Annotated in this window: 18 protein-coding genes; 9 read left to right on the top strand and 9 right to left on the bottom strand. The window is 66.2% G+C overall.

What is annotated here, in order from left to right; all coding sequences use genetic code 11:
* Positions 1-8: 8 nt before the first annotated feature.
* Entirely contained in the window at positions 9-1805 is a 1797-nt protein-coding gene (locus DFR52_RS11670; protein ID WP_110032167.1) for an acyl-CoA dehydrogenase C-terminal domain-containing protein, read from the bottom strand.
* Between the two features lie 332 nt (positions 1806-2137).
* Entirely contained in the window at positions 2138-2533 is a 396-nt protein-coding gene (locus DFR52_RS11665; RefSeq protein WP_110032166.1) for a MerR family transcriptional regulator, read from the bottom strand.
* A 335-nt stretch (positions 2534-2868) separates the two neighbouring features.
* On the opposite strand from DFR52_RS11665, the gene DFR52_RS11660 reads away from it, so the two are divergent.
* The 3 genes from DFR52_RS11660 to DFR52_RS11650 all read left to right on the top strand — a co-directional run bounded on the left by DFR52_RS11660 (position 2869) and on the right by DFR52_RS11650 (position 8576).
* Positions 2869-6681 carry a peptidoglycan-binding protein gene (locus DFR52_RS11660; RefSeq protein ID WP_110032165.1) on the top strand — a complete coding sequence of 1271 codons (3813 nt, stop codon included), beginning with the start codon at positions 2869-2871 and terminating at the stop codon, positions 6679-6681.
* Positions 6682-6846: 165 nt separating this feature from the next.
* The gene (locus DFR52_RS11655; RefSeq protein WP_110032164.1) at positions 6847-7773 is read left to right on the top strand and encodes a sulfite exporter TauE/SafE family protein; all 927 of its coding nucleotides are present in this window, start codon (positions 6847-6849) and stop codon (positions 7771-7773) included.
* Complete coding sequence (locus DFR52_RS11650) at positions 7773-8576, top strand: TIGR02186 family protein (RefSeq protein WP_110032163.1); 804 nt, start codon at positions 7773-7775, stop codon at positions 8574-8576. Before DFR52_RS11655 ends, DFR52_RS11650 begins: the two co-directional genes overlap by 1 nt.
* A gap of 239 nt (positions 8577-8815) precedes the next feature.
* Here DFR52_RS11650 and pdeM read toward each other — a convergent pair whose 3' ends face one another.
* The 3 genes from pdeM to DFR52_RS11635 are packed head-to-tail and all read right to left on the bottom strand — an operon-like array spanning position 8816 to position 13136.
* Positions 8816-9529 (bottom strand): ligase-associated DNA damage response endonuclease PdeM, encoded by a 714-nt coding sequence (gene pdeM, locus DFR52_RS11645; protein WP_110032162.1) that lies wholly within the window; start codon positions 9527-9529, stop codon positions 8816-8818.
* A 14-nt stretch (positions 9530-9543) separates the two neighbouring features.
* Entirely contained in the window at positions 9544-12069 is a 2526-nt protein-coding gene (locus tag DFR52_RS11640; RefSeq protein WP_425351170.1) for a ligase-associated DNA damage response DEXH box helicase, read from the bottom strand.
* A 59-nt stretch (positions 12070-12128) separates the two neighbouring features.
* On the bottom strand, positions 12129-13136 hold the full coding sequence (locus tag DFR52_RS11635; RefSeq protein WP_245415313.1) for a class I SAM-dependent methyltransferase: 1008 nt from the start codon (positions 13134-13136) through the stop codon (positions 12129-12131).
* A 110-nt stretch (positions 13137-13246) separates the two neighbouring features.
* Between DFR52_RS11635 and DFR52_RS11630 the strand changes: the two genes are divergently transcribed.
* The 3 genes from DFR52_RS11630 to DFR52_RS11620 are packed head-to-tail and all read left to right on the top strand — an operon-like array spanning position 13247 to position 16206.
* The gene (locus tag DFR52_RS11630) at positions 13247-14257 is read left to right on the top strand and encodes a ligase-associated DNA damage response exonuclease (protein ID WP_110032160.1); all 1011 of its coding nucleotides are present in this window, start codon (positions 13247-13249) and stop codon (positions 14255-14257) included.
* Positions 14258-15880: a cisplatin damage response ATP-dependent DNA ligase gene (locus DFR52_RS11625; RefSeq protein WP_110032159.1), complete on the top strand. Its 1623-nt coding sequence runs from the start codon at positions 14258-14260 to the stop codon at positions 15878-15880.
* Positions 15881-15939: 59 nt separating this feature from the next.
* The gene (locus tag DFR52_RS11620; protein WP_110032158.1) at positions 15940-16206 is read left to right on the top strand and encodes a DUF6460 domain-containing protein; all 267 of its coding nucleotides are present in this window, start codon (positions 15940-15942) and stop codon (positions 16204-16206) included.
* A gap of 129 nt (positions 16207-16335) precedes the next feature.
* Here the strand turns inward: DFR52_RS11620 and DFR52_RS11615 are convergent, their stop codons facing one another.
* Together DFR52_RS11615 and DFR52_RS11610 are read right to left on the bottom strand one after the other, a co-directional pair.
* On the bottom strand, positions 16336-17241 hold the full coding sequence (locus DFR52_RS11615) for a histone deacetylase family protein (protein ID WP_110032822.1): 906 nt from the start codon (positions 17239-17241) through the stop codon (positions 16336-16338).
* A 66-nt stretch (positions 17242-17307) separates the two neighbouring features.
* Entirely contained in the window at positions 17308-18513 is a 1206-nt protein-coding gene (locus DFR52_RS11610; RefSeq protein ID WP_110032157.1) for a GGDEF domain-containing protein, read from the bottom strand.
* 333 nt (positions 18514-18846) lie between these two features.
* Between DFR52_RS11610 and DFR52_RS11605 the strand changes: the two genes are divergently transcribed.
* Entirely contained in the window at positions 18847-20163 is a 1317-nt protein-coding gene (locus DFR52_RS11605) for an MATE family efflux transporter (RefSeq protein ID WP_110032821.1), read from the top strand.
* Here DFR52_RS11605 and DFR52_RS11600 read toward each other — a convergent pair.
* The gene (locus DFR52_RS11600; protein WP_110032156.1) at positions 20136-21218 is read right to left on the bottom strand and encodes a quinone-dependent dihydroorotate dehydrogenase; all 1083 of its coding nucleotides are present in this window, start codon (positions 21216-21218) and stop codon (positions 20136-20138) included. The genes DFR52_RS11605 and DFR52_RS11600 overlap by 28 nt on opposite strands.
* Positions 21215-21562, bottom strand: a complete 348-nt coding sequence (locus tag DFR52_RS11595; RefSeq protein ID WP_110032155.1) for a DUF952 domain-containing protein — start codon at positions 21560-21562, stop codon at positions 21215-21217. The genes DFR52_RS11600 and DFR52_RS11595 overlap by 4 nt, the downstream gene beginning before the upstream one ends.
* 69 nt (positions 21563-21631) lie before the next feature.
* Between DFR52_RS11595 and DFR52_RS11590 the strand changes: the two genes are divergently transcribed.
* Positions 21632-22135 carry a hypothetical protein gene (locus DFR52_RS11590; RefSeq protein WP_245415312.1) on the top strand — a complete coding sequence of 168 codons (504 nt, stop codon included), beginning with the start codon at positions 21632-21634 and terminating at the stop codon, positions 22133-22135.
* A gap of 151 nt (positions 22136-22286) precedes the next feature.
* Positions 22287-22943, top strand: coding sequence for a response regulator transcription factor (locus DFR52_RS11585; RefSeq protein WP_110032153.1), 657 nt, complete (start codon positions 22287-22289; stop codon positions 22941-22943).
* Positions 22944-22950: the final 7 nt, after the last annotated feature.

The raw sequence follows: 22950 nt of genomic DNA, 5'->3' as shown, positions 1-22950 counted from the left end.
CACCAAAATCAGAATGCGTCGGCGGCCAGCTCCATCATCGAATCCGAACCGGCTTCGACACGTATCTTGCGCAATGCTGTCTCCGGCATGATGCGCTCCATGTAGAAGCGTGCGGTGGTCAGCTTGTTGGCGTAGAATTCCGCCCCTGCGCTGTCGCCTTCCGCCTGCTTGGCGAGCGCCGCGCGCGCCATCATCGCCCACATGTAGCCCAGCGCCACCAGTCCGAAGAGGTGCAGGTAGTCGGTCGAGGCCGCCCCTGCGTTGTCGGGCTTGGCCATGGCGTTCTGCATCAGCCACATGGTCGAGGCCTGCAGGTCGTTGAGGCCCTTCTTCAGGGCCTTGGTGTGGGGCGCCAACGCCTCATTGCTGCGGTTTTCCTCGCAGAAATCGCCGACTTCCTTGAAGAACGCCATCACCGCGCGACCGCCATTGGCGCCGAGCTTGCGGCCCACGAGATCGAGTGCCTGGATGCCGTTGGCGCCTTCGTAGATCATCGCGATGCGTGCGTCGCGCACATACTGGCTCATGCCCCATTCCTCGATGTAGCCATGGCCGCCGAACACCTGCTGCGCCATCACCGCATGGTCGAAGCCCTTGTCGGTGAGCACGCCCTTGACGATCGGCGTCACCAGGGTGAGCAGGTCGTCGGCCTCCTGGATGTCGCTGTCGACCTCGGACTTGTGGGCGACGTCGGATTTCAGCGCTGTCCAGAGGGCGAATGCGCGGCCGGCTTCGTTGAAGGCCCTGATGGTCATCAGCGTGCGCCGGATGTCGGGATGGACGATGATCGGATCGGCCTTCTTCTCCGGCTCCTTGGCGCCGGACAGCGAGCGGCCCTGCAGCCGTTCGCGGGCGTAGGCGGCTGCATTCTGGTAGGCGATCTCGCCCATTGCCTGACCTTGCAGTCCGACGCCGAGGCGGGCTTCGTTCATCATCACGAACATGGCCTTGAGACCTTCGTTCTCCTTGCCGAGGAGATAGCCGGTGGCCTCGTCATAGTTCATCACGCAGGTCGCGTTGCCGTGGATCCCCATCTTCTCTTCGATGGAACCGCATGTCACCGGATTGCGGTCACCGAGCGAGCCGTCGTCACCGACCATGAACTTGGGCACAATGAACAGCGAGATGCCCTTCACGCCCTCCGGCGCGCCCTCGATGCGTGCCAGCACCAGATGCACGATGTTGTCGGACATGTCGTGTTCGCCGGCCGAGATGAAGATCTTCTGGCCGGAAATCCTGTAGCTGCCGTCGTCCTGCGGCGCGGCCTTGGTGCGCAGCAGGCCGAGATCCGTGCCACAATGCGGCTCGGTCAGGTTCATGGTGCCGGTCCAGACCCCCTCGATCATCTTCGGCAGGTATTTGGCCTTCTGCTCGGCGCTGCCGTGCACGTGGATGGCGGCAACCGCACCCTGGGTCAGGCCCGGATACATCATCAGCGACATGTTGGCGGAGATCATGTATTCGCTGACCGCCGTGTGCAGCGCATAGGGCAGGCCCTGGCCGCCATATTCCGGATCGGCTGCAAGACCGAGCCAGCCGCCCTCGCAATATTGCTTGTAGGCGTCCTTGAAGCCCTTCGGCGTGGTCACCGTGGCATCATCATGGCGCACGCAGCCTTCGCTGTCGCCGGACTTGTTGAGCGGCAGGAAAACTTCTTCCGCGATCCGCGCGCCCTCCTGCAGGATCGCCTCGACAATGTCGGGGCTGGCATCGGCGAAACCGGGAAGGTTCGAATAGCGCTCATAGCCGAGCACGTCGTTGAGAATGAAAAGCGTGTCTTCGACCGGCGCCTTGTAGATTGGCATGTGATCCTCACCAATGTTCGTTTCCACGTGGCGTCACCGCGCCGCGATCCTCAATCCAATGCATAGTCAATTTTGACGTGCGCGTAAACGTTAAAAAAAGGAGATTCTGGCGTTCAGGCCTTCCGGCCCTGCCAAAAACAACGGAAAATGCATGTTTTGCGCCATCTTGACCGGAAAATGCCGTGAAAATGAAAAGGTGGCTGCACTTGCGAAAGGCGCCGGCAGATGCCTGGGAGAGCAATATGCCGGCGCGCGCATCGGTCTGTGCGGGTGGACAGGCGCGGGATCGGGAACGGTATGGCGGCGAGGGCGTCGCGTGGCGCGGGCGCTGGTCAGGCGCCGTTGGCGAGCATGTCGCGGACAGTCTTCACCGTGCGCTCGAGTTCGCTGATGGCGACGTTTAGACTGTCGCGCTGCTCCTCGAGCACCCGCATCTGCATCTCGCCCTTTTCCAGTGCCACCTTCAGCTGGGTGACGTTCTTGCCACGCGGATCGTAGAGATCGATCATCCGCTTGACTTCTGTCAGCGAGAAACCGACGCGCTTGCCGAGAAGAATGAGTTTGAGCCGTGCACGGTCGCGCTTGGTAAAGAGCCGGGTGACGCCGGAGCGCTTCGGAGTGAGTAGGCCGCGATCCTCATAGAAGCGAAGAGTCCGCAGCGTCACCCCGAATTCGGCCGCCAGGTCGCCAATCTTGTAGATCGCTTCGTCGCTGTCGCTGTCGTTCATGATCTGTGCTGTGCCGCCCGGTCGGGGATAATCACGGTCCGGCCACTCCGGCCAGCCTCCGATCTCAGACAATATTTCTTACCTAGCGTCAAGTCGCGTAAAAAATGGCGCAATTAAAGCAGAAAAGTAACCTTGGTTAACGGGTTGTTTACCACGTTTCGCGGAATGTGCGGACAACGAGCAGTTACTCCCGGATTCTTTCTGTCACGCGTTGTCCCGGAAAGCCGATCGGATCGTCGCCGCCAGGGCCTGGGTCCGGGCGGCGGCGGGCCAACGGTGGAAACGGTTTGAAGGCGAGCGAAAGCTCCGGGTCATCAGTCAGAGCGGACATGCACATGAACGGATCGCGATCATACCCCAACCGGCCTGGACCACAGGATTCCTCGCTGGACGCGCTGAACCGGACAATCGAAGGGCTCGAAGCCCGTATCGAAGGACTGATCGGCTCCGGCCGGCAGGCGCAGCCCCGGCCGGCGCACCAGCCGACGCCCGCGGCCGGCGACCCGCTGGAGGAGATCCGCGCCCGCCAGCGTCAGCTCGAGAACCGCAGCCTGCGCGGCGGCGCTCATCAGCCGCAACGTCCCGGCAGCCAGCCGGACTCCGCCATGCGCTCCGACGACCGGGACCTGCGCGGCCTTTCGGCGATGCTTGCCGAGATGCGCCGCGAACTCAAGGCCGATATCAAGGACAGCCTGGCCACAGAGATCGGCGCGCTGCGTGAGGAAATGCACGGGCTCACGGTCGATGCCCGTGAAACCGCGATACCCGAGGATCTGCGGCATGACCTCGCCAGGATCTCCGCCAGCGTCGACCGCCTTGGCGACCACGGCGGCACGGCCGATGCCCTGCGCCATGAGCTCGAAACCCTGCGCGCGACCATCGACGGACTTGCCCGCGAGGACAGCGTGCGTGATCTCAAGTCGCGCTGGCAGACGGTGGAAGAGCAGGTGGCAGGGATCGATGTCGGCGGCCTGCGCGAGGAGCTGGTCAATCTCGCCTACCGCATCGACGACATCCGCGAGGCGCTTGCCGCCATGCCGGGCTCCGGTCCGGTGCAGGCCCTTGAGGCCAGGGTCAGTCAACTGGCGAGCGGCATCGAGGCCCTGGCCACAGCGCCGTCGATCTCGGCCGCGGAGATGATGCAGCAGTTCGACACGCTCGCCGAGCGTCTTGACGAGATCAGTCGCGCCGTCGCCATCATCCAGTCGACGCCGGCCGACAGGTTTGATGCCGCCTCGCTCGAGCGGCTCGAGGCCCGGCTCAACTCCATGGCCAAGAAGATCGACACGCTCGAGCCGACCGGCTCGCTCGACGATTTCGGCGACCGCATTGAACGGCTGGCCGCCCGTGTGGCTGAACTTGCAGATGACGAGGCCATCGGCCGGCTTGATGCCCGGCTCGCCAACATGCAGCTGATGCTCGAGTCCGGTTCCGGCGAGGCCAGTCTGCCGGATTTCACCGACCATTTCGCCGAACTCGCAGGCAAGATCGACCGCATGGACGCGCGCAGCGTCAGCGACTCGCTGGCCGCGCGGCTCGACGACCTGGCAAGCCGGATAGACAGCATTCCGGCGCCCGCCCCGCAGGCTGCCGCCGCCATCCCGGACGCCGTCATCGGCCGGCTCGAATCGCTGCTCGGACGCGCCGAGGAAACCGCGTCGCGGCCGGCCGAGCCGTTGCCGGGCCTTGAAAATCTGGAGGCCAGGCTGGCCGATATCGTCGTGCGGCTCGATCGGCCGTCGGCTCCGCAGGGGATGATCGACAGCGTGTCGCTGCACGGTCTTGAGACCATCGAAGCCCGCCTGACCGATATTGCGGAGCGTCTCGACCACGCCTATGCCGGGTCCGGTGGCAGCGACGATGCCATGCGCAGTCTCGAAACCCAGATCGCCAATCTGTCGGAGCTGATCTCGTCGGGTGCCGCAGGCGCCGGATCAGACGCCATCGACCTGCGGCTCGCCTCCATCGAGGAGCACCTCGCCACCAGCGACGAATATGTGATCGAAGCCGCCCGCCAGGCAGCCGAAGCGGCGCTTTCGGCCTATTCCGGCCAGACGGCGGGGCAATCGACGCCGCAATCGATCGCCAATATCGAGATCATCAGCGCGCTGGCCGACGACCTCAAGTCGCTCGAACAGCTGAGCCGCAAGAGCGACGACCGCACGGCCCGCGCATTCGAGGCGGTTCAGGACACCCTGCTCAAGATCGCCGGCCGGCTGGAAAACCTCGACATGACGCCGGCCGCCCGCCCTTCGGCACCGCAGCCGGTGAGCACCATGCCTCAGGCATCACTGGAAGCGCTCGACCGGGCCATGGCCGCCTCCTTCGATGATGATCATGATGGCTCGGGCGACGAAAGACTGCCGCAGCACGCCGATGCGGCGGAGTCGATTGGCCGGCCGGCCAGACCTGCGCGTGCACCGGCAGTGGCGGCCGCGCTTGCGGCTGAACACGCTGCTGCCGCCGAAGCGGCCTCGGGGCAGCCCGACGCCGCCGCCTCGGCGAAGGCCGCCGGCGAGCGCTCGTTCCTGGCCGGGATCGCGTCCCGCATCCGTTCGTCGAAGGAAGGGTCTAGGCAGGAAGGCCCCGCGGAGCCCCGTTTCACCGAGGCCCATGTACCGCCGCTGGAGCCGGCCCTCGAGCTCGATCCGGCGACGGCCAACATGCCGCTTGAACCCGGCTCGGGAGCTCCCGACATCAATCGCATCCTTCAGAAGGTTCGTGAAGCCCAGGCCGCGGAGCGTGGCCGCGGCGAGACCCAAGGCTCGGGCATGGACAAGGCGGAATTCCTCGCCTCCGCCCGCCGTGCGGCCATGGCCGCGGCAGCCGAGGTCGAGACGTTCAGTCGAAACGGCAAGACGGGCAGCCGCTCCGGCCTTCTCGACATCGTCAAGGCGCGCCGCAAGCCCATCCTCATGGCTGTCGGCGCCGTGCTGCTCGTCGTCATGACGTTGCCCCTCATTCAGGGGTTCTTGGCTGACGATCCGCTGGTGGAGCAGGCAGTCAACGATCCGGTGATTGTCGAGCCCGCGGTTCCCGCAGCGCCCGATGAAAACAGCGCGGCGAGCCCCGAGGCAGTGGTCGAGCCTGCGGCCCCGGCCGGCGCCGATGCCGGGGCTGCGCCTGCCCCTGAGATCCGGCTTGTCGAGCCTGAGGCGGCCGATACGCCGGGAACAAGCGCGTCTGCAGAGCAGGCCGCCGATAGCCCTGCACCGGTTGTCGAGCCGGTGAGCGCGCAGTCCACCGGCCAGCCTGTCCCTGCCGCCGATGCCGGTGCCGTGCTCCAGGCGGATCTCGATGCCTTGCCGGACGGCTTCATCCCCGCGGCCCTGAGCCGGGCTGCGGTGGACGGCAATCCGCTGGCCTTCTATGAAATCGGTTCCCGCTTCACCGATGGCCGTGGCGCCCCGGTTGATCTTGAGCGCGCCGCCGCCTGGTATCTGCGTGCCGCCAATCTTGGCCACGCACCTGCGGAATACCGCATTGCCAATTTCTACGAAAAGGGCAGCGGTATCGATCGTGATATCAACGAGGCCAAGAAATGGTATCAACTGGCCGCCGAACAGGGCAATGCCAGCGCCATGCACAACCTCGCGGTTCTCTACGCCACCACAGGTGCGGCGCCGGACTACGAGTCGGCTGCCACCTGGTTCATCAAGGCTGCCGAGGTCGGTGTTCGCGACAGCCAGGTCAACCTTGCCATCCTCTATGCCCGCGGCGACGGCGTCCCCCGCGATCTTGAACAATCCTACAAATGGTTCGCCGTGGCGGCCAGTGAAGGCGACAAGGATGCCGCCGCCAAGCGCGATGAAGTCTACAACGCACTCCGTCCCGAACAGGCCGAGAATGCCAAGGCCCTCGTCGCCGGCTGGAAGCCCGAACCCCTCAATGATGCTGCCAACTCCGTCGAGATCCCGGCGGAGTGGGGCGGTGTCGAGACCCGCACCGCGTCGGTCGACATGACCAAGGCAATCCGCAACATCCAGGCGATCCTGAACAAGCTGGGCTTTGATGCCGGAACCGCCGATGGCGTGATGGGCGCCAAGACGGTGAGCGCGATCAAGGCCTTCCAGCAATCGGCGGGCATGGAACCGACCGGCGAAATCACCGATGTCCTGGTCAGGGAGCTGCTGGCCCGCAACGGCTGAGGCCTCCCGATCGGCGTCCGTGAGGCCAGTTGATTGAAACCGATCCGGCCAATCCGGTCTGGAGCTCGGGTTTGAATTGACTCAGCCTGATGAAGCGCGCAGAAACGACCTATCCACTATCGGGCCAGGCCCGCTTCCCTTGTTCGCAGTCTCCGGGAGCACGAGGTGACCATCTACCTTCCGATCGCTGAACTGTCGGTCAATATCCTGGTGATTCTGGGAATGGGCGGGGCCGTCGGATTCCTTTCGGGCATGTTTGGCGTGGGCGGCGGATTTCTGATCACGCCGCTGCTGATCTTCTACAATATTCCGCCCGCCGTGGCAGTCGCCACCGGCGCCAACCAGGTGGTGGCCTCTTCGATTTCGGGAGCGCTCACCCATTTCCGCCGCGGCACGCTCGACCTCAAGCTCGGCACGATGCTGCTGATCGGCGGTCTGCTCGGTGCCTCGGCCGGCATTCAGATCTTCGTCTATCTGCGCAAGCTCGGCCAACTCGATCTGATCATCTCCCTGCTGTATGTGGTCTTCCTCGGATCCATCGGCGGACTGATGCTTTGGGAAAGCGTCCGCTCGATGCGCCGGACGGCTGCCAACAAGCAGGTGTCACTTCGCAAGCCCGGTCAGCACAACTGGGTTCACCGCCTGCCGCTGAAGATGCGGTTCAAGCGCTCCAAGCTCTATCTCAGCGTGATCCCGGTCATCGTGCTCGGCTTCTGCATCGGAGTGCTGACCTCCGTGATGGGCGTCGGCGGCGGCTTCATCATGGTTCCCGCCATGATCTATCTGCTGCGCATTCCCACCAATGTCGTCATCGGCACGTCGCTGTTCCAGATCATCTTCGTCACCGCCTTCACCACCATCGTTCAGGCGACGACCAACTATTCGGTCGACATCGTGCTGGGCGGCCTGCTGATGATCGCCGGTGTCATCGGCGCCCAGTACGGACTGCGTGTGGGGCAGAAGATGCGCGGCGAACAACTCCGCGCCGGGCTGGCATTGCTGGTGCTGGCCGTCGGCATCCGCCTTGCCTACGGGCTGATTGCTCCGCCCGCGGAAATCTACTCCGTCATCACCGGGAGCTTTGGATACTGATGCGGCTGCTGCTCGCCCTCATAGGATTGCTCGCGCTGCAATCGGCTGCCGCCGGTCAGATCATCGAGCCGGCGGGCAGCCGCAACGACAAGTTCCGCGAGCGTCTCGACATCGGCATTTCGACCAACGAGATCGCGATCAGCTCGGATTTCGCCGGCGCCGGGATCACGGTGTTCGGGGCCATCGACGATGTCGACGAATTGCTGCTGCAGATCGGTGCCTACGATGTCGTGGTGGCGCTTGAGGGGCCGATGCGCACGACGACTGTCCGCCGCAAGGAGCGTGTGGCGGGGATCTGGGTCAACCGCCATTCGATCAGCTTCGAGCCGATCCCCGCATCCTATTCGATGTCGAGCACCCGACCGCTCGAGAACATCGCGTCCCCGATGGACCTGTCATCGCGTGACATCGGAATCAACAATATCCGCCTCGCGCCCTCGGGCGGGTTGGGAGACGGCAGCCTGCTGGGCGATTTCCGCGACGCATTGCGCCGCATCAAGCGCTCCAGCGGTCTCTATCAGCGCGTGCCCGATGGCGTCGAGTTCATCTCGAAAAGCCTGTTCCGAGCCTCGGTGTTCCTGCCTGCCAACATTCCCGTCGGACTGCACAAGGTCCGCGCCGTGCTCTACAAGAACGGTGAATACGTCATGGAGACCAGTCTGCCGCTCAGAGTGGTCAAGACCGGCCTGGAGCAGTTCACCTACAATTTCGCGCACCAGTACTCGTTCGCCTACGGCATCGTTTCCGTGTTGCTGGCGCTGGTCACCGGCTGGCTTGCCAGCGTCGTCTTCCGCAAGGACTAATGCATGTCGCCCGAAAGTGTGCAGCGGTTTCGGGATCACGACATGCATAATTACAAAGAGCTAAAGCACATCGCGTGAAGCTGGGTTCCCGCGATGTGCTTTAGAGTGTTTCCAGAGGAGGTGAAGTTCACTTCGTCGCCGGACAACGCTGTAAGCCAATACTCCAAGCGCCTCTCGGATTTTGCGAAAAGGAGAAGCGCTCTGAGTGGCGCCCGGGCATCCCGGCGGAGTGTTCCGCCTCAGCCGATCATCCGCCCGAAAGCCACCGAATAGATGCGCTCGCGCCCGAGCAGATGGGCAATCAGCTTGGAGCGGTCGAAGAGGTGACGCATGGCCGGATGGCGCAGTTCCAGGCCGCCTGTGGTGGAGCCGAAGGCGGGCATCAGCAGGCGGGTGCCGTCGCTGGCGAAGCAGGCCCGGCGCACCGCCTTGCCGCGGCGGACAACACGGGCGACCGGATGCAGGTGCCCGGCGATCTCGCCGGCTGCGGCGCGGGCGGAGGGCTCATGCCGCAGGCAGAGCGTCTCGATATGGACCTCGCTGCACCAGCTGCCATCCAGCCCGGCCGGCGCGTCCGGATCATGGTTGCCCTCGACCCAGATCCAGTCGCGGCCGCGCTGCAGCTCGCGCAGGCCGGCCCGATAGATGTCCGGCATGTGAATCGAGCCGTTGCGGTCGTGAAAGCTGTCGCCGAGGCTGATCACGGTCTTCGGATCATGCCGGGCGATCGCCACGGCCAGCCGCGCCAGCGTTGCCGCCGTGTCGTAGGGCGGCAGCATCAGGCCGCGTCGTGCGAAGGCCGCGCCTTTTTCCAGGTGCAGGTCGGAGACCACCATCACGCCGGAATCGGGCAGCATCAGGATGCCGTTCGGATCACATGTCACTGCCGTGCCGTGCACGGAGAATTCCGCCATGGCCGGGCCGGCATCCGCATGGGCGGCCAGCGCCGCCATTTTCGTTCCAGTGTTCACGCTTGTCCCATCGCCTCGGCAACCAGATCGTCTGCGGCTTCCGCCAGAATGTCGTCATGGGCCTGGCCGCTGACCGGTTCTCGCCCGATCTCCAGCATGATCGGCACCGCCAGGGGCGAGATCCGGTCGAGCCGGCGGTGCACGAGATGGCCCTTGATTCGGGCGAGCATAGCGCCGAGCCGCTGAATGTCCAAAAGTCCGGATGCGGCATCCGCGGCGGTGGCCTGCAGCAGGATGTGGTCGGGTTCGTGGCTCCTGAGCACGTCGTAGATCAGGTCTGCCGACACCGTCACCTGGCGTCCGGACTTTTCCTTGCCCGGGTGCCGGCGCTCGATCAGGCCGGAGATCACCGCGCAATTGCGGAATGTGCGCTTCAGGAGCCATGATTCGGCGAGCCACGCATCGAGGTCGTCGCCCAGCATGTCCTCGTCGAACAGGTCGGCGAGAGCGAGGCGTCCGGAGCCGATCATCGCGCCGAGATCCTCGAGCCCCCACACAGCCAGCGAATAGTCGGTGGCAACGAAGCCGAGCGGCCGGGCGCCGGCGCGTTCGAGCCGACGCGTGAGCAGCATGCCGAGCGTCTGGTGCGCCAGCCGGCCTTCGAAGGGATAGGCGACGAGATAGTGCCGGCTGCCGCGCGGAAATGTCTCGATCAGCAGCTCGCCGTGGCCGGGCAGCAGCGAGGCGTCGCGCTGCAGCCTGAGCCAGTCGGAGACCTGGTCGGGCAGGGCGCCCCAGCGTGCCGGATCGGCGAGCATGCCGCGCACGCCTTCGGCGAGGTAGGTCGACAGCGGGAATTTGCCGCCGGCATAGGCCGGCACCTTCGGATCCTGGTCCCAGGCGCGGCTGACCAGGCATTCGTTCTCGCGGATGCCCTCGAAGCGCAGGATCTTGCCGGAGAACAGGAAGGTGTCGCCCTGCGCCAGGGTTTCGAGAAAGTACTCCTCGACCTTGCCCAGCACTGGGCCGCCGCGGCCGACGGTGCCGTTCCTGCGGCTGGCCATGCGGACATTGAGCATCGGCGCCTCGACGATGGTGCCGATGTTGAGCCGGTACTGCTGCGCCACCTGCGGATTGGAGATCCGCCACAGCCCGTCGTCGCGCTTGCGGATGCGGGCATAGCGGTCATAGCTTTTCAGCGCATAGCCGCCCGTGGCGACGAAATCGACCACCTTGTCGAAACGCTCGCGCGACAAGGTCGCGTAGGGCTCTGCGCTGGTGACCTCGGCGAACAGCCCGTCGGAGGAGAAGGGGCCCGCCGCCGCCATGCCGAGCACATGCTGTGCCAGCACGTCGAGCGCGCCGGTGCCGCCCGACGGCGTGTCCTGGGCGCCGACATAGTTGGCGTCGATGGCAGCCTGGCATTCCATGACCTCGAAGCGGTTGGCGGGCACCAGGATTGCCCGGCTGGGCTCGTCCATGCGGTGGTTGGCGCGCCCGATCCGCTGCGCCAGGCGGCTGGCGCCCTTGGGCGCGCCGACATGGATGACCAGGTCGATGTCGCCCCAGTCGATGCCCAGATCGAGCGTCGAGGTCGCCACGACCGCGCGCAGTTCGTTGCGCCCCATGGCCGCCTCGACACGGCGGCGCTGGGTGGCGTCGAGCGAGCCGTGATGCAATGCGATCGGCAGGCTGTCGTCGTTGATCCGCCAAAGCTCCTGGAACAGCATCTCGGCCTGGCTGCGGGTGTTGACGAAGAGCAGCGTCGTCCGGTGTCGCTTGATCACCTCATAGATGTCCGGCACCGCGTAGCGCGCCGAGTGCCCGGACCACGGGATGCGCTCGCTGGTCTCGAGAATGCTGATCTCGGGCCTGGCGCCGCCCTCCACCGTGATCCGTCCCGCCTCAGCCGTCGTTCCCGGTCTTTGCGCCACCAGCCAGCGCTGCAGTTCCTCGGGGTCGGCGACGGTTGCCGACAGGCCGATGGTGACCAGATCGGGTGCCAGCGCCCTCAATCGAGCCAGCGCCAGCGCCAGCAGGTGGCCGCGCTTGGACGCGGTCAGCGAGTGCAGTTCGTCGAGGATGACGAAGCGCAGATTTTTGAAGAAACCTTCCGCCTGGCCATTGGCGATCAGCAGCGAGACCTGCTCGGGTGTGGTCAGCAGAATGTCCGGGGGATCGAGCCGCTGGCGCGCCCGCTTGGATTGCGGCGTGTCGCCCGTGCGCGTCTCGATCCGCACCGGCAGGGCCATCTCGTCCACCGGCCGGGCGAGGTTGCGCTCGATGTCGACGGCCAGCGCCTTGAGCGGCGAGATGTAAAGCGTGTGCAGGCCCTGTCCTGCGGACCCCGGCTTTGGCCTGCCGCGGGCGGCAAGCTCGGTCAGCGACGGCAGGAAGCCGGCCAGCGTCTTGCCGGCGCCGGTTGGCGCGATCAGCAGCATGGACCGGCCCGCCCGGGTGCTGGCCAGCAGGTCGAGTTGATGGGCCCGCGGTTGCCAGCCTCGCGCGGCGAACCAGCCGGCGAAGGGCTCGGGCAGGGCAGGGTCCCGGGCATCCGGAGTGGGAGGGGATTCGGCTTTCACGTCGTAAATCTAGCGCCGGCGATTGCGCTGTCCAATGCCAATTGCAGTCGCCGTGCCGCTCAGTTGGGAGCGGAGGGAACCGGGATGGCATCGCCGCTGAGCGCGACAGCGGTCTCCGGCGGCTTGACCGCGGCGGGGCTGCGCTTGCGCGCCACGACCAGCAGCCCGGTAATCTGGTTGGAGCCGTCGCGGCGGATAGGCTCGCGCGACAGCGACACCAGGGTGAATCCGTGGCTGTCAAGCAGGCGGCGGAGATAGGTCTCGCCGTGGCAGTAGCGCAGCGAGGTCTGCAGCACCCAGTCGCAGTCGTCTGGTCCGGCCTCCAGCGAAAGGGCCATGAGGCCCTGGTCCACGGTCAGGCCAGCTGCCACCGCCATCACCGGGTCGAGATCGCCGAAATAGGCGAACACGTCGGCTGCCGCCACCAGGTTGGCCTGGCTGGCGCCCGGCTGCCGCGCGGCTTCAATGCCGTAGAGGATGTCAGCCTGGCCGAGTTCGTCGTAGACGCCCTTTTCGGCGGCTTTCGCCAGCATGCCCTGGGACAGGTCGTAGCCTTCGAGCCAGGAGGTGACGCCGCGGATCCGCTCGCCGAACAGCCCGGTGCCGCAACCAAGATCGATCACCTTGGCAAAGCGGGCGCCGGGGCCGGCCGCGTCCGCGATCATCGCCGTCAGCCGTTCGGGCACGACGTAGTGCAGCGCTTCGACCAGCGCGGTGTCGAAACGGTCTGAGTAGTCGTCAAACAACTGCGCCACATATTCGCTCGGCGGCACCGCGGGGATCGCGGCATGTCCCACCAGGGCGAGCTTCATCCCGGCGCCGAACATGTCTGCCGGTTCGATCACCAGCACCTGCCGCCAGGCTTCGGCGGCGCCGGCGAGATCCTTGGCGGCTTCCCGGTAGAGGCCGAGCTCGTGCCAGCCCGCGGCCCAGCCGGGCGCCAGATCCAGCGCCTGGCGTTGCAGGTCCGCTGCCGCCGCCGCGTCGCCCGAATCCAGCAGCATGCGGGCATAACCGGCGCGCCGGTCGGCGAGCACGTCGCCGGATGTGAGTTGCGGAGGGGACATGGATGACCAGATGGGAGGACTGTCCGCTGGCTATGGCGCTTGCCACAAATAAACACAAGCCTGTTGTGAAGGCCCTTTTCCAAAGCCATCGCCGGCCCTACCTTCACGCCATGCGCCCCGATGAGCTCCTTTGCCCGCGTCCCGAGGGACTCTATTGCCCTCCGGGCGGATTCCACATCGACCCCGTGCGGCCGGTGGAGCGCGCGCTGATCACCCACGGCCATGCCGATCACGCCCGAGCCGGCCACGGTCACGTGCTGGCCACCGCCGAAACACTCGACATCATGGCCATCCGCTACGGCGAGGACCATGCCGGCTCGACCCAGGTGGCGGCCCTGGGCGAGACCCTGATAATCGACGGCGTCGCGGTGCGGTTTCACCCCGCCGGCCACGTGCTCGGTTCCGCGCAGATCGCCGTCGGTCGTGGCGGATTGCGCATCGTCGCCTCCGGCGACTACAAGCCGCGTCCCGATCCCACCTGCGCCAGCTTCGAGCCGGTCGACTGCGATGTCTTCATCACCGAGGCGACTTTCGGCCTGCCGGTCTTCCGCCATCCCGATGCCGGGGACGAGATTTCCCGGCTGCTGGGTTCGGTGGGCGCCAATCCCGACCGCGCCCACCTGGTCGGCGCCTATTCGCTGGGCAAGGCGCAGCGCGTCATCCGGCTGCTGCGCGACGCCGGCTACGACCAGCCGATCTACATCCACGGCGCGCTCAAGCGCCTGTGCGACTATTACGAAAGCCAGGGCATTGCGCTGGGCGAGCTGCGTCCGGCCACCGTCGAGACCGGCGGCAAGGGCGATTTCGCCGGCGCCGTCGTGCTCGGCCCGCCCTCGGCCTTCGGCGACAAATGGGCGCGGCGCTTCCCCGATCCGCTGATCTCGTTTGCCTCGGGCTGGATGATGGTGCGCCAGCGCGCACGCCAGCGTGGCGTGGAACTGCCGCTGGTGATTTCCGACCATGCGGACTGGGACGAACTGACCGCCACGATCACCGCCATCGCGCCCGAAGAGGTCTGGGTCACCCATGGCCGCGAGGAGGCATTGGTGCGCTGGTGCGAGATGAACGGCACACGGGCCCGGCCGCTGCACATGGTCGGCTACGAAGACGAGGCGGAATAGATGCGCCGCTTTGCCGACCTCATCGATACGCTGGTGCTCACGCCGGGCCGCAACGGCAAGCTCAAGCTGCTGAGCGGCTATTTCCGCGCCGTGCCCGATCCCGAGCGCGGCTATGCACTCGCGGCGCTGACCAACGGCCTCGACATTGCCTCGGTCAAACCGGCCATGCTGCGTGAACTCATCGCCGGCCGCATGGATGCGGAGCTGTTCAAACTGTCCTACGATTATGTCGGCGATCTCGCCGAGACCATCGCGCTCGCATGGCCGGTGCCCGCCGGTCCGCACGCGGGTCGAAACGATGCGCCCTCGCTGACCGGGATCGTCGAGGCGCTCGCCGGCGCCTCCCGTCGCGAGGGTCCGCAGCTGATCGCAGGCTGGCTCGACCAGCTCGACGCCTCGTCCCGCTATGCCTTGCTCAAGCTCGTCACCGGCGGCTTCCGCATCGGGCTCTCGGCCCGGCTCGCCAAGCAGGCGCTGGCCGATTTCGGCGGTGTGGCCGTGACCGAGATCGAGGAGCTCTGGCATGGGCTGGAGCCGCCCTACCGGACCCTGTTCGACTGGCTCGAGGGCGTGGCCGACAAGCCGGTCAACGCGGCTGCCGCGCCGTTCCGGCCGGTGATGCTGTCGCACGCCATCGAGGATGCGGATTTCACCAGGCTGGATCCGGCGGACTTCGTCGCCGAGTGGAAGTGGGACGGCATCCGCGTCCAGGCCACCGCCGAACGCGGCGTGCGAAGGCTCTACACCCGCACCGGCGACGACATATCCGCAGCCTTTCCCGATCTGGTCGATCATCTCGCCTTCGACGGCACTGTCGACGGCGAACTGCTTGTGGCGCGGCTGGCGGAGGGGGAGGTCTCCATCGGCACCTTCTCCGATCTGCAGCAGCGTCTCAACCGCAAGACGGTGACCGGCAGGATGGTGCGCGACCATCCCGCCTTCCTGCGCGCCTACGACCTGCTGCAGGACGGCTCAGAGGATCTCAGGGGGCTGCCCTTCGCCGAGCGCCGCGCCCGCCTGGAAGCGTTCATCGCGCCGCTCGACCCGCACCGTTTCGACTGCTCGCCGATGCTTGCCTTCGACAGCTGGGACGAACTGGCGCAATTGCGCTTGGCACTGCCCGAGCCGGTGATCGAGGGCGTGATGATCAAGCGCCGCACCGCGCCCTATGTCGCGGGCCGCCCGCGCGGCGAATGGTTCAAGTGGAAGCGCGACCCTCATCTCGTCGACGCGGTGCTGATGTATGCCCAGCGTGGCCACGGCAAGCGTTCGGGCTATTATTCGGACTACACCTTCGGCGTCTGGCGCGGCGAACCGGAAGAGGGAGAACTGGTTCCCGTCGGCAAGGCCTATTTCGGCTTCACCGACGAGGAGCTCAAGCTCATCGACAAATATGTCCGCGACCACACCATCGAGCGCTTCGGCCCGGTCCGCTCGGTGCGCGCCAATGCGGTGACCGGCCTGGTCTTCGAGGTCGCCTTCGAAGGCATCGCGCGCTCGACGCGGCACAAGTCCGGCGTCGCCATGCGCTTCCCGCGCATCAACCGTCTGCGCTGGGACAAGCCGCCTGCCGAAGCCGACCGGCTGGAAACGCTGGAGCAGATGATCGCCGGCGCGCAGTGACGGGCTTGCCCGAAGCCCTGTCCATGCCTATGTGGAGGCTGCAACTTCGGGAGACGGACATGAGCGGCGGATTGACACGGTTTCTGGGCGACACTCTCGGGCGCACCATCCTCAAGCTCCTGGTCATCTCCTTTGTCGTCGGCGTCATCATGAGCGCCTTCCACTGGTATCCGCTCGATGTCCTCTACATGATCCGCGACACGCTGGTGAACATCTGGGAAACCGGCTTTGCGGCGCTTGGCCGCTTCGGCGTCTATCTGGCGCTCGGTGCCTGCGTCGTGGTTCCGGTCTTCCTCATCCTCCGGTTGCTCAATTTCCGCAGATAGGCTCCGGGACTTGTCCGGAGCGGTCCAATGCGTGTCGCACCGAACATGTGCAGCGGTTTTTGGATCACGACCTGCATGATTGCAATGAGCTCAATCACGTCGCGTCGATCCGAATTCACGTGCTGTGCGTCAGAGGCTCTCCAGCGCTGCCCGGAATGTCAGAAGATGCCGACGCGACAGCGCGTCGATGTCGTGCGAATAGCCGCCGCCCAGCACCGATGCCACCGGAATGTCCTTCTGCCGGAACCAGGAGAAGACCCGCCTGTCGCGCGCCAGCAGGCCGTCATCGCTGAGATCGAGACGGCCCAGCCGGTCGCCGCGGTGCGGATCGACGCCGGCATTGTAGAACACGAGATCCGGCGCAAACCCCTCGACGGTCAGCGGCAGCAGCCGGTCGAGGGTCTCCAGATAGGCCTCGTCGCCGGTGCCGTCGGGCAGGCCGACATCGATGCTCGACGCCGTCTTGCGCGCCGGGTAATTCCTCTCCGCATGCATCGACACCGTCCTGATGCGGGGATTGCCGGCACAGATCTCCGCGGTTCCGTCGCCCTGGTGCACGTCGAGGTCGATCACCAGGACTCGCTCCGCCTCCTGCCCGGCAAGCAGCAGATGGGCCGCCACCGCGACGTCGTTGAAGGTGCAGAAGCCGGCGCCCTGGGCGCGGCGGGCGTGATGGCTGCCGCCGGCGGTGTTGCAGGCAATGCCGGTGTCGAGCGCCAGCCGGGCCGCCATCACGGTGCCCGCCGTCGCCAGCCGCGCCCGCAATGACACCCGGTCATCGACATCGAAGCCGATTTCGCGCTCGATCGGCTTCGGCACGCGGGAGGCGATGACCTGGTCGACATAGCTCCGGTCATGGGCCAGAGCCAGCCACTCTGCCGCCGCCGGACCGGGGCGGTGAAAGCCGTCGAGGTCGGCGTAGCCCTCATCGATCAGCAACTGCGCCAGGCGGGTGTATTTGCCCATGGGGAAGCGGTGGCCGGGGGCGAAGGCGGCGTCATAGGCGGGAGCATGGACGATCGGCAGCGCTGGCATGGCTGACATATGGCCCGGAGCGCATCCGCAGTCCATGGGCGGGAACACAACCGGCAGCGATTCCCCTCAGCCGGGAAGACCCGGGATCAGGTCGAGCCGCGCGGTCGCGTCCGGTTCCGCTTCGGTGCCGCGGTCCAGTTGCACCTGGTCGCGCCCGCCATGCTTGGCGCGATAGAGCGCGGTGTCGGCAAGCTGGAACATCTGGTCGAGACTCTCGCCATGGCCCTCGGTCACGCCGATGCTGACCGTGACCGGGTGGCTGGCCGGAATGCCCGGATGGGCCTGCATCCGGAGCAGGGCGCGCAGCGATTCCGCAAATCCGCACGCCGCCTCGGCCCGGGTGTTGGGGAGGAAGATGGCGAACTCTTCGCCGCCCAGCCTGCCGACCACTGCGGTGTCCGGGGCCGAGGTGTCCATCACATGGGCGACCCGCCTGATCACCTCGTCGCCGGTCTGGTGGCCGTAGTCGTCATTGACCTTCTTGAAGTGGTCGATGTCGAGGATCAGCATCGAAACCGGGAGCGATTGCGTGGCGCCGGCAATCATCGTTTCCGCGGCGGCGAAGAATCCGCGCCGGTTGAGCACGCCGCTGAGCGGGTCGGTGATCGATTGCAGGCTGAGTTCCGACACCAGGTCGGCGGCGATGCGCAGCACGAACAGGATCGCGAACGCCATCCAGGAGTAGAGCCCGACCACCTTCAGCGAGATGATCCAGAAGGAGTCGGCTTCGCGTGTGTCGGCGACCGGAGGGCCGTCCATCATGAGCGAGCCGACGAGCCTGGCCATCAGCATGACCGCGATCGAAACGGCAGCGATCGAAACGGCGATGTCGATCCGGTCGCGCTGCCGGTTCTTCGCGATCGCGTAGGTCGCCACCAGCATGAGCGCAGAGATGCCGGTGCTGACCGTGAGGCCGCGCGCCAGCACATTGGGGGCGCCAAAGACGAACCACCAACCCACGACATTGGTCAGCGCGAGGATGGCGACCAGCAGCCCGTCCGGCGATCGACCGGAATGGCGCAGGCAAAGCCCCCGGGCGGCAAACAGCGCGCTTACCGGGATGAAGATGTTGATGCCCATCCACAGTTCAAGCGCCGGGAAGAAGAAATGGAAATACTCGAAGCCGAATCCGACACTGGCGGCGCCATAGCCGATCGCCCAGTTCAGCACATGCGTCGCGTCCCGCTGCCGCCGCCAGATCAGCAGGAAAATCACCGCGAAGACCAGGGCGAGAACCGGATTGAAGGCCGAAAGAATATATGTTGAATCCACCACCTCATCCTTCGCTCGTGACGAACAACTCTAGCGCGGGGAAGTTAAATTTCCGGTCCGGAAAAGCGAAAATTGTATCGATCGGCGATCTGTTCGGCATCGGCCGCCACGCAACAGCCGCAAAACACCCATTGGGCCGCGGCAAGACTCGACCGGACCGCCCTGCCTGCCGCGCAAGCATCCGGCCGCGGACCGCGGATCCGGCTTTACTCGGAGACGGGACTCACGCAGGAAGGGCTACCCGCAATTCACCGGACGTCATCCTTGTCGCCCCTGCCATTGATTTCCGACGTCCTGCCGCCCGAGGGCCGCGCCTTCACGGTGACCAACCGCATGGTCTTTGCCATTGCCGTGCCGATGACGCTGGCGTTTCTGACCACGCCGCTGCTTGGCCTGGTCGACACCGCGGTGGTCGGTCGGCTGGGGGATGCGGCGCTCATCGGCGGCCTTGCCATCGGCGCGATCCTGTTCGACCTCGTCTTCACCACGTTCAATTTCCTGCGCTCGGCCACGACCGGGCTCGTCGCCCAGGCGATGGGCCGCGGCGACGAAGCCGAGGAGCAGGCGGTGTTCTGGCGCTCGCTGGTCATTGCCGTGGTGGCCGGTGTTGCGGTCATTGCGGTGGCGCCGCTGTTGCTCGGGGCGGGGCTCGTCTTCATGCGCCCCGATGCGCCCGTTGCCGCGGCCACCACCACCTACCTCGCCATCCGCGTGCTCTCCGCGCCGGCGGCGCTGGCCAACTATGCCCTGCTCGGCTACGTGCTCGGCCGCGGCATGGGCGGAACCGGCCTGATGCTGCAGAGCATCATCAACGGCGTCAACATCGTGCTCTCGATCTGGCTCGGCATCGGCCTGGGCTATGGACTGGCGGGTGTCGCCTGGGCGACGGTGATGGCCGAAATCGCCGGATGCGCCGTGGGCCTGCTGATCGTGCTGGCCCGCTTCGAGAGGTCGCGCGCGCCCCGGCTGTCGCGCATTCTCGACCGCGCTTCGCTGGTGCGGCTCATGGCGCTCAACGGCGACATCATGATCCGCTCGCTGGCGCTGATCCTGGCCTTTGCCTGGTTCACCCGCACCGGGGCCGGCTTCGGCGAGACCACGCTTGCCGCCAACGCCATCCTGATGAACATCTTCATGGTCGCGGGCTATTATCTTGACGGCTTTGCCACCGCCGCCGAACAGATCGCCGGCCGCGCCATCGGCGCCCGCCACAGGCCGGCCTTCCTGCAGGCGGTGCGGCTGACGCTGATCTGGGGTTTTTCGCTCGCGTCGCTGACGACGCTCTTCTTCCTGCTTTTCGGCGGCGCCGTCATCGGCTGGATGACGACGGCGCCGGACGTGCTCGACCTCGCCGGCGATTTCCTGCCATGGGCCGCCGTCACGGCGGTGGCGGGCGTGCTCGCCTTCCAGATGGACGGGGTCTTTATCGGCGCCACCTGGTCGCGCGACATGCGCAACATGATGCTGGTGTCGATCGCGCTGTTCCTGCCGCTGTCGGCGGGCCTCGCCGCCGCGTTCGGCAATCACGGCCTGTGGGCGGCCTTCAACCTGTTCCTGATCGTTCGCGGCGTGGCGCTTGCGGGATTGCTGCCCTCGCGCATCCGCCGCGCATTTCCCGACGCTCAGGCGGGAATCGAACGGGCGGCGTAGTCGGTAGTGCGGGTGTCGCGCAGGTCCGACAGCTTCGACAGCCCCTCGCGCTCGCAGATCTGGGACAAGCCCGAGACGATGCGTCCCGGCAGTTGCGGCCCGCCAAAGATGAAGCCGGTGTAGAGCTGCACCAGGTCGGCGCCGGCGCGGACCTTCTCGGCGGCCGTTGCCGCGTCCCCGATTCCACCGACGCCGATCAGCGGCATGGCGTTGCCCAGGCGTGCGCGCATCTTGGCCAGCACGATGGTGGAGCGCTCGAAGATCGGCGCTCCGGACAGGCCTCCCGTCTCCCCCGCCTGGCGCCGGTCCGCGAGGCCGGCGCGTGACAGCGTCGTGTTGGAGACGATGATGCCGTCGAGCTGGTGGCCGAGGCATTCCTCGGCGATGGCATCGAGTTCCTCCTCGGCGAGATCGGGAGCGATCTTGAGGAACACCGGGACTCTCTTCGCGTGCCCGTCGCGCTCGGCCAGCACCCGGGCCAGAAGTTCGGCCAGGCTCTCGCGGGTCTGCAGGCTGCGCAGGCCCGGCGTGTTGGGGGAGGAGACATTGACGGTGAAATAGTCCGCCACTCCGGCGAATGTGGCTATGCCCGCCACATAGTCGCCGACGCGGTCGCTGCTGTCCTTGTTGGCGCCGATATTGACGCCGAGGATTCCGGCCCGGGCGCGCGAACCGATCCGCTCCAGGGCCGCCTGGTGGCCGCGATTGTTGAAGCCGAGCCGGTTGATCACCGCCCGGTCCTCGACCAGCCTGAAGATCCGCGGACGCGGATTGCCGTCCTGCGGCTTCGGCGTCACGGTCCCGATCTCGACGAAGCCGAAGCCCAGCCGCGCCAGTTCCGGCGCCACCTCGGCGTTCTTGTCGAAGCCCGCGGCCATGCCGAGCGGGTTGGGGAAATCCAGGCCTGCGATCCTGATGGCAAGTCGGCGATCATGCGGCGGGGGGCAGGCAGGCACGAGTCCGCTCCTGAGCGCCGTGATCGACAACCCGTGGGCGGTTTCGGGATCGAGGGTGAACAGCGCCCGCCGGCCGAGCGTCTCCAGCAGGCCGCTCATGCCTCCATGTCCGGAAACCGGTGCAACCCGTCTTCGCCCAGAGGCAGCGGCCTGACCCACTTGACCGCCGACAGCTCCAGCATGGCGAACAGGTGCGGAAACAGGTCGCCGCCGCGCGAGGGCTCGTAGACCAGCTTGTCGCCGAGAAGCCCGGCATCCACGGCCACCAGCACCAGCTTGTCCTGACCTGCGAAATGCAGCCGCGCCGTCGTCTCTGCCTGGTCGCGGGTGGAGAAATGAATGAATCCGTCTGCCAGATCGATCGGGGCGCCCTCGAAGCGCCCCCGAGATTCGGCTTCCCGCCACAGCGGTTCCGGCGCAATTTTGTAGATGGTCGTGTTCAATGTAGTCTGCCCGCCTTCCGGTTTGACTGCTGCCGCTCCTGTGACAGGATGGGGTTTCGCAGTTTTGGCATGATTGTCTGCTATCGGGAATGCAAAAGGAGATCAGCCATGACGTCCGTCCGATTGCCCGTATCCCTTGCCCTGTTGCTCGCCCTGCTCCTCGCCGCGGGGCCCACGCTGGCGCAGGATGGATTAGCAAACCGCTTCACGATGCAAAAGACCGAAAACGGCTTTGTCCGCCTGGATACACAGACGGGTGAGATGTCGCTCTGCACAGAGGCGGAGGGCGGGATCGTCTGCCGCATGGCGGCCGACGAGCGCCGTGCCTTCGAGGAGCAGTTCGCCAGCCTGTCGGGCAGGGTTGCCGCACTGGAGGCGCTGGCCGATATTGACGGCCGGCAGTCGCCGATGATCGCGCCGCCCGACCGCGCGCTTCCCGATGATGCGGAGATCGAGCGCACCCTCGGCGTGATGGAGAAGATGATGCGCGGCTTCTTCGGGATGATCGACGAGCTGCGCACGGACCGCGAGAGGCGGGACGGCGGCGCGGAGCCGGCGCCCGACCGCACCTGATCGGCTTCTTCCTCCGCGGCGGTCGCGCGGGTCGTTGCCCGGCAGCCCCATGCTTGCGCAGCTCTCTTGCATCACCGCTCCGCGTCCCGCTACAGTGAGGCGCGACAGATTGCCGGTCTTGCTGCCGGGCCTCTGGAGGGGGAAATACTGCATGGGGCAACTCACATTCATCATCGCAGACGATCATCCGCTGTTTCGCGGTGCCATGCGGCAGGCCTTGTCCGGAATTGCCACCGACACGGTCATCGTCGAGGCGGGCGACCTTGATACGGCCCGCAGGCAGGCCGGGCTGAACTCCGACGCCGACCTGATCCTGCTCGATCTCACCATGCCGGGCGTGTCCGGTCTGTCGGGGCTGATCGCCTTCCGGGCGGAGTTCCCCAGCCTGCCGGTCGTCGTTGTCTCGGCAACCGACGACCCGACCACGATCCGCCGCGCTCTCGAGCTCGGCGCGTCGGGCTTCATTTCCAAGTCCGCGAGCATCGAACAGATCCGCGAGGGCATCCGCGCGGTGCTCGACGGCGGCATATGGACGCCCGGCGACATCGACCTCGGCTCAGAACATGATCCCGAGATCGGGGCGCTGATCGCCCGGATCCAGACGCTGACGCCGCAGCAGGGCCGCGTGCTCGGCATGCTGGCCGAAGGCCTGCTCAACAAGCAGATCGCCTATGAGCTCAGCGTTTCGGAAGCCACCATCAAGGCCCACGTCTCGGCGGTGTTGCAGAAGCTTGGCGTCGACAGCCGCACCCAGGCGGTCATCCAGCTGTCCAAGATCGGCGCCGAGGTGCTGCATCAGCCCGGCTGACGGGGCA

It is taken from the genome of Hoeflea marina, assembly GCF_003182275.1.
GTDB lineage: Bacteria > Pseudomonadota > Alphaproteobacteria > Rhizobiales > Rhizobiaceae > Hoeflea > Hoeflea marina.
The sequence above is the reverse complement of the archived record's forward strand: the minus strand, read 5'-3'. Positions and strand labels throughout refer to the sequence as shown.

Bases quoted from the DNA above. Each gene is read 5' to 3' on its own strand.
- DFR52_RS11650 (WP_110032163.1), top strand. From the start codon at position 7,773: ATGCGGCTGCTGCTCGCCCTCATAGGATTGCTCGCGCTGCAATCGGCT.
- DFR52_RS11625 (WP_110032159.1), top strand. From the start codon at position 14,258: ATGCGCCGCTTTGCCGACCTCATCGATACGCTGGTGCTCACGCCGGGC.
- DFR52_RS11615 (WP_110032822.1), bottom strand. From the start codon at position 17,241: ATGCCAGCGCTGCCGATCGTCCATGCTCCCGCCTATGACGCCGCCTTC.
- DFR52_RS11600 (WP_110032156.1), bottom strand. From the start codon at position 21,218: ATGAGCGGCCTGCTGGAGACGCTCGGCCGGCGGGCGCTGTTCACCCTC.
- DFR52_RS11585 (WP_110032153.1), top strand. From the start codon at position 22,287: ATGGGGCAACTCACATTCATCATCGCAGACGATCATCCGCTGTTTCGC.
- DFR52_RS11605 (WP_110032821.1), top strand. From the start codon at position 18,847: ATGGTCTTTGCCATTGCCGTGCCGATGACGCTGGCGTTTCTGACCACG.
- DFR52_RS11630 (WP_110032160.1), top strand. From the start codon at position 13,247: ATGCGCCCCGATGAGCTCCTTTGCCCGCGTCCCGAGGGACTCTATTGC.
- DFR52_RS11635 (WP_245415313.1), bottom strand. From the start codon at position 13,136: ATGTCCCCTCCGCAACTCACATCCGGCGACGTGCTCGCCGACCGGCGC.
- DFR52_RS11670 (WP_110032167.1), bottom strand. From the start codon at position 1,805: ATGCCAATCTACAAGGCGCCGGTCGAAGACACGCTTTTCATTCTCAAC.
- pdeM (WP_110032162.1), bottom strand. From the start codon at position 9,529: ATGGCGGCGCTGGCCGCCCATGCGGATGCCGGCCCGGCCATGGCGGAA.
- DFR52_RS11590 (WP_245415312.1), top strand. From the start codon at position 21,632: ATGATTGTCTGCTATCGGGAATGCAAAAGGAGATCAGCCATGACGTCC.
- DFR52_RS11620 (WP_110032158.1), top strand. From the start codon at position 15,940: ATGAGCGGCGGATTGACACGGTTTCTGGGCGACACTCTCGGGCGCACC.
- DFR52_RS11660 (WP_110032165.1), top strand. From the start codon at position 2,869: ATGAACGGATCGCGATCATACCCCAACCGGCCTGGACCACAGGATTCC.
- DFR52_RS11665 (WP_110032166.1), bottom strand. From the start codon at position 2,533: ATGAACGACAGCGACAGCGACGAAGCGATCTACAAGATTGGCGACCTG.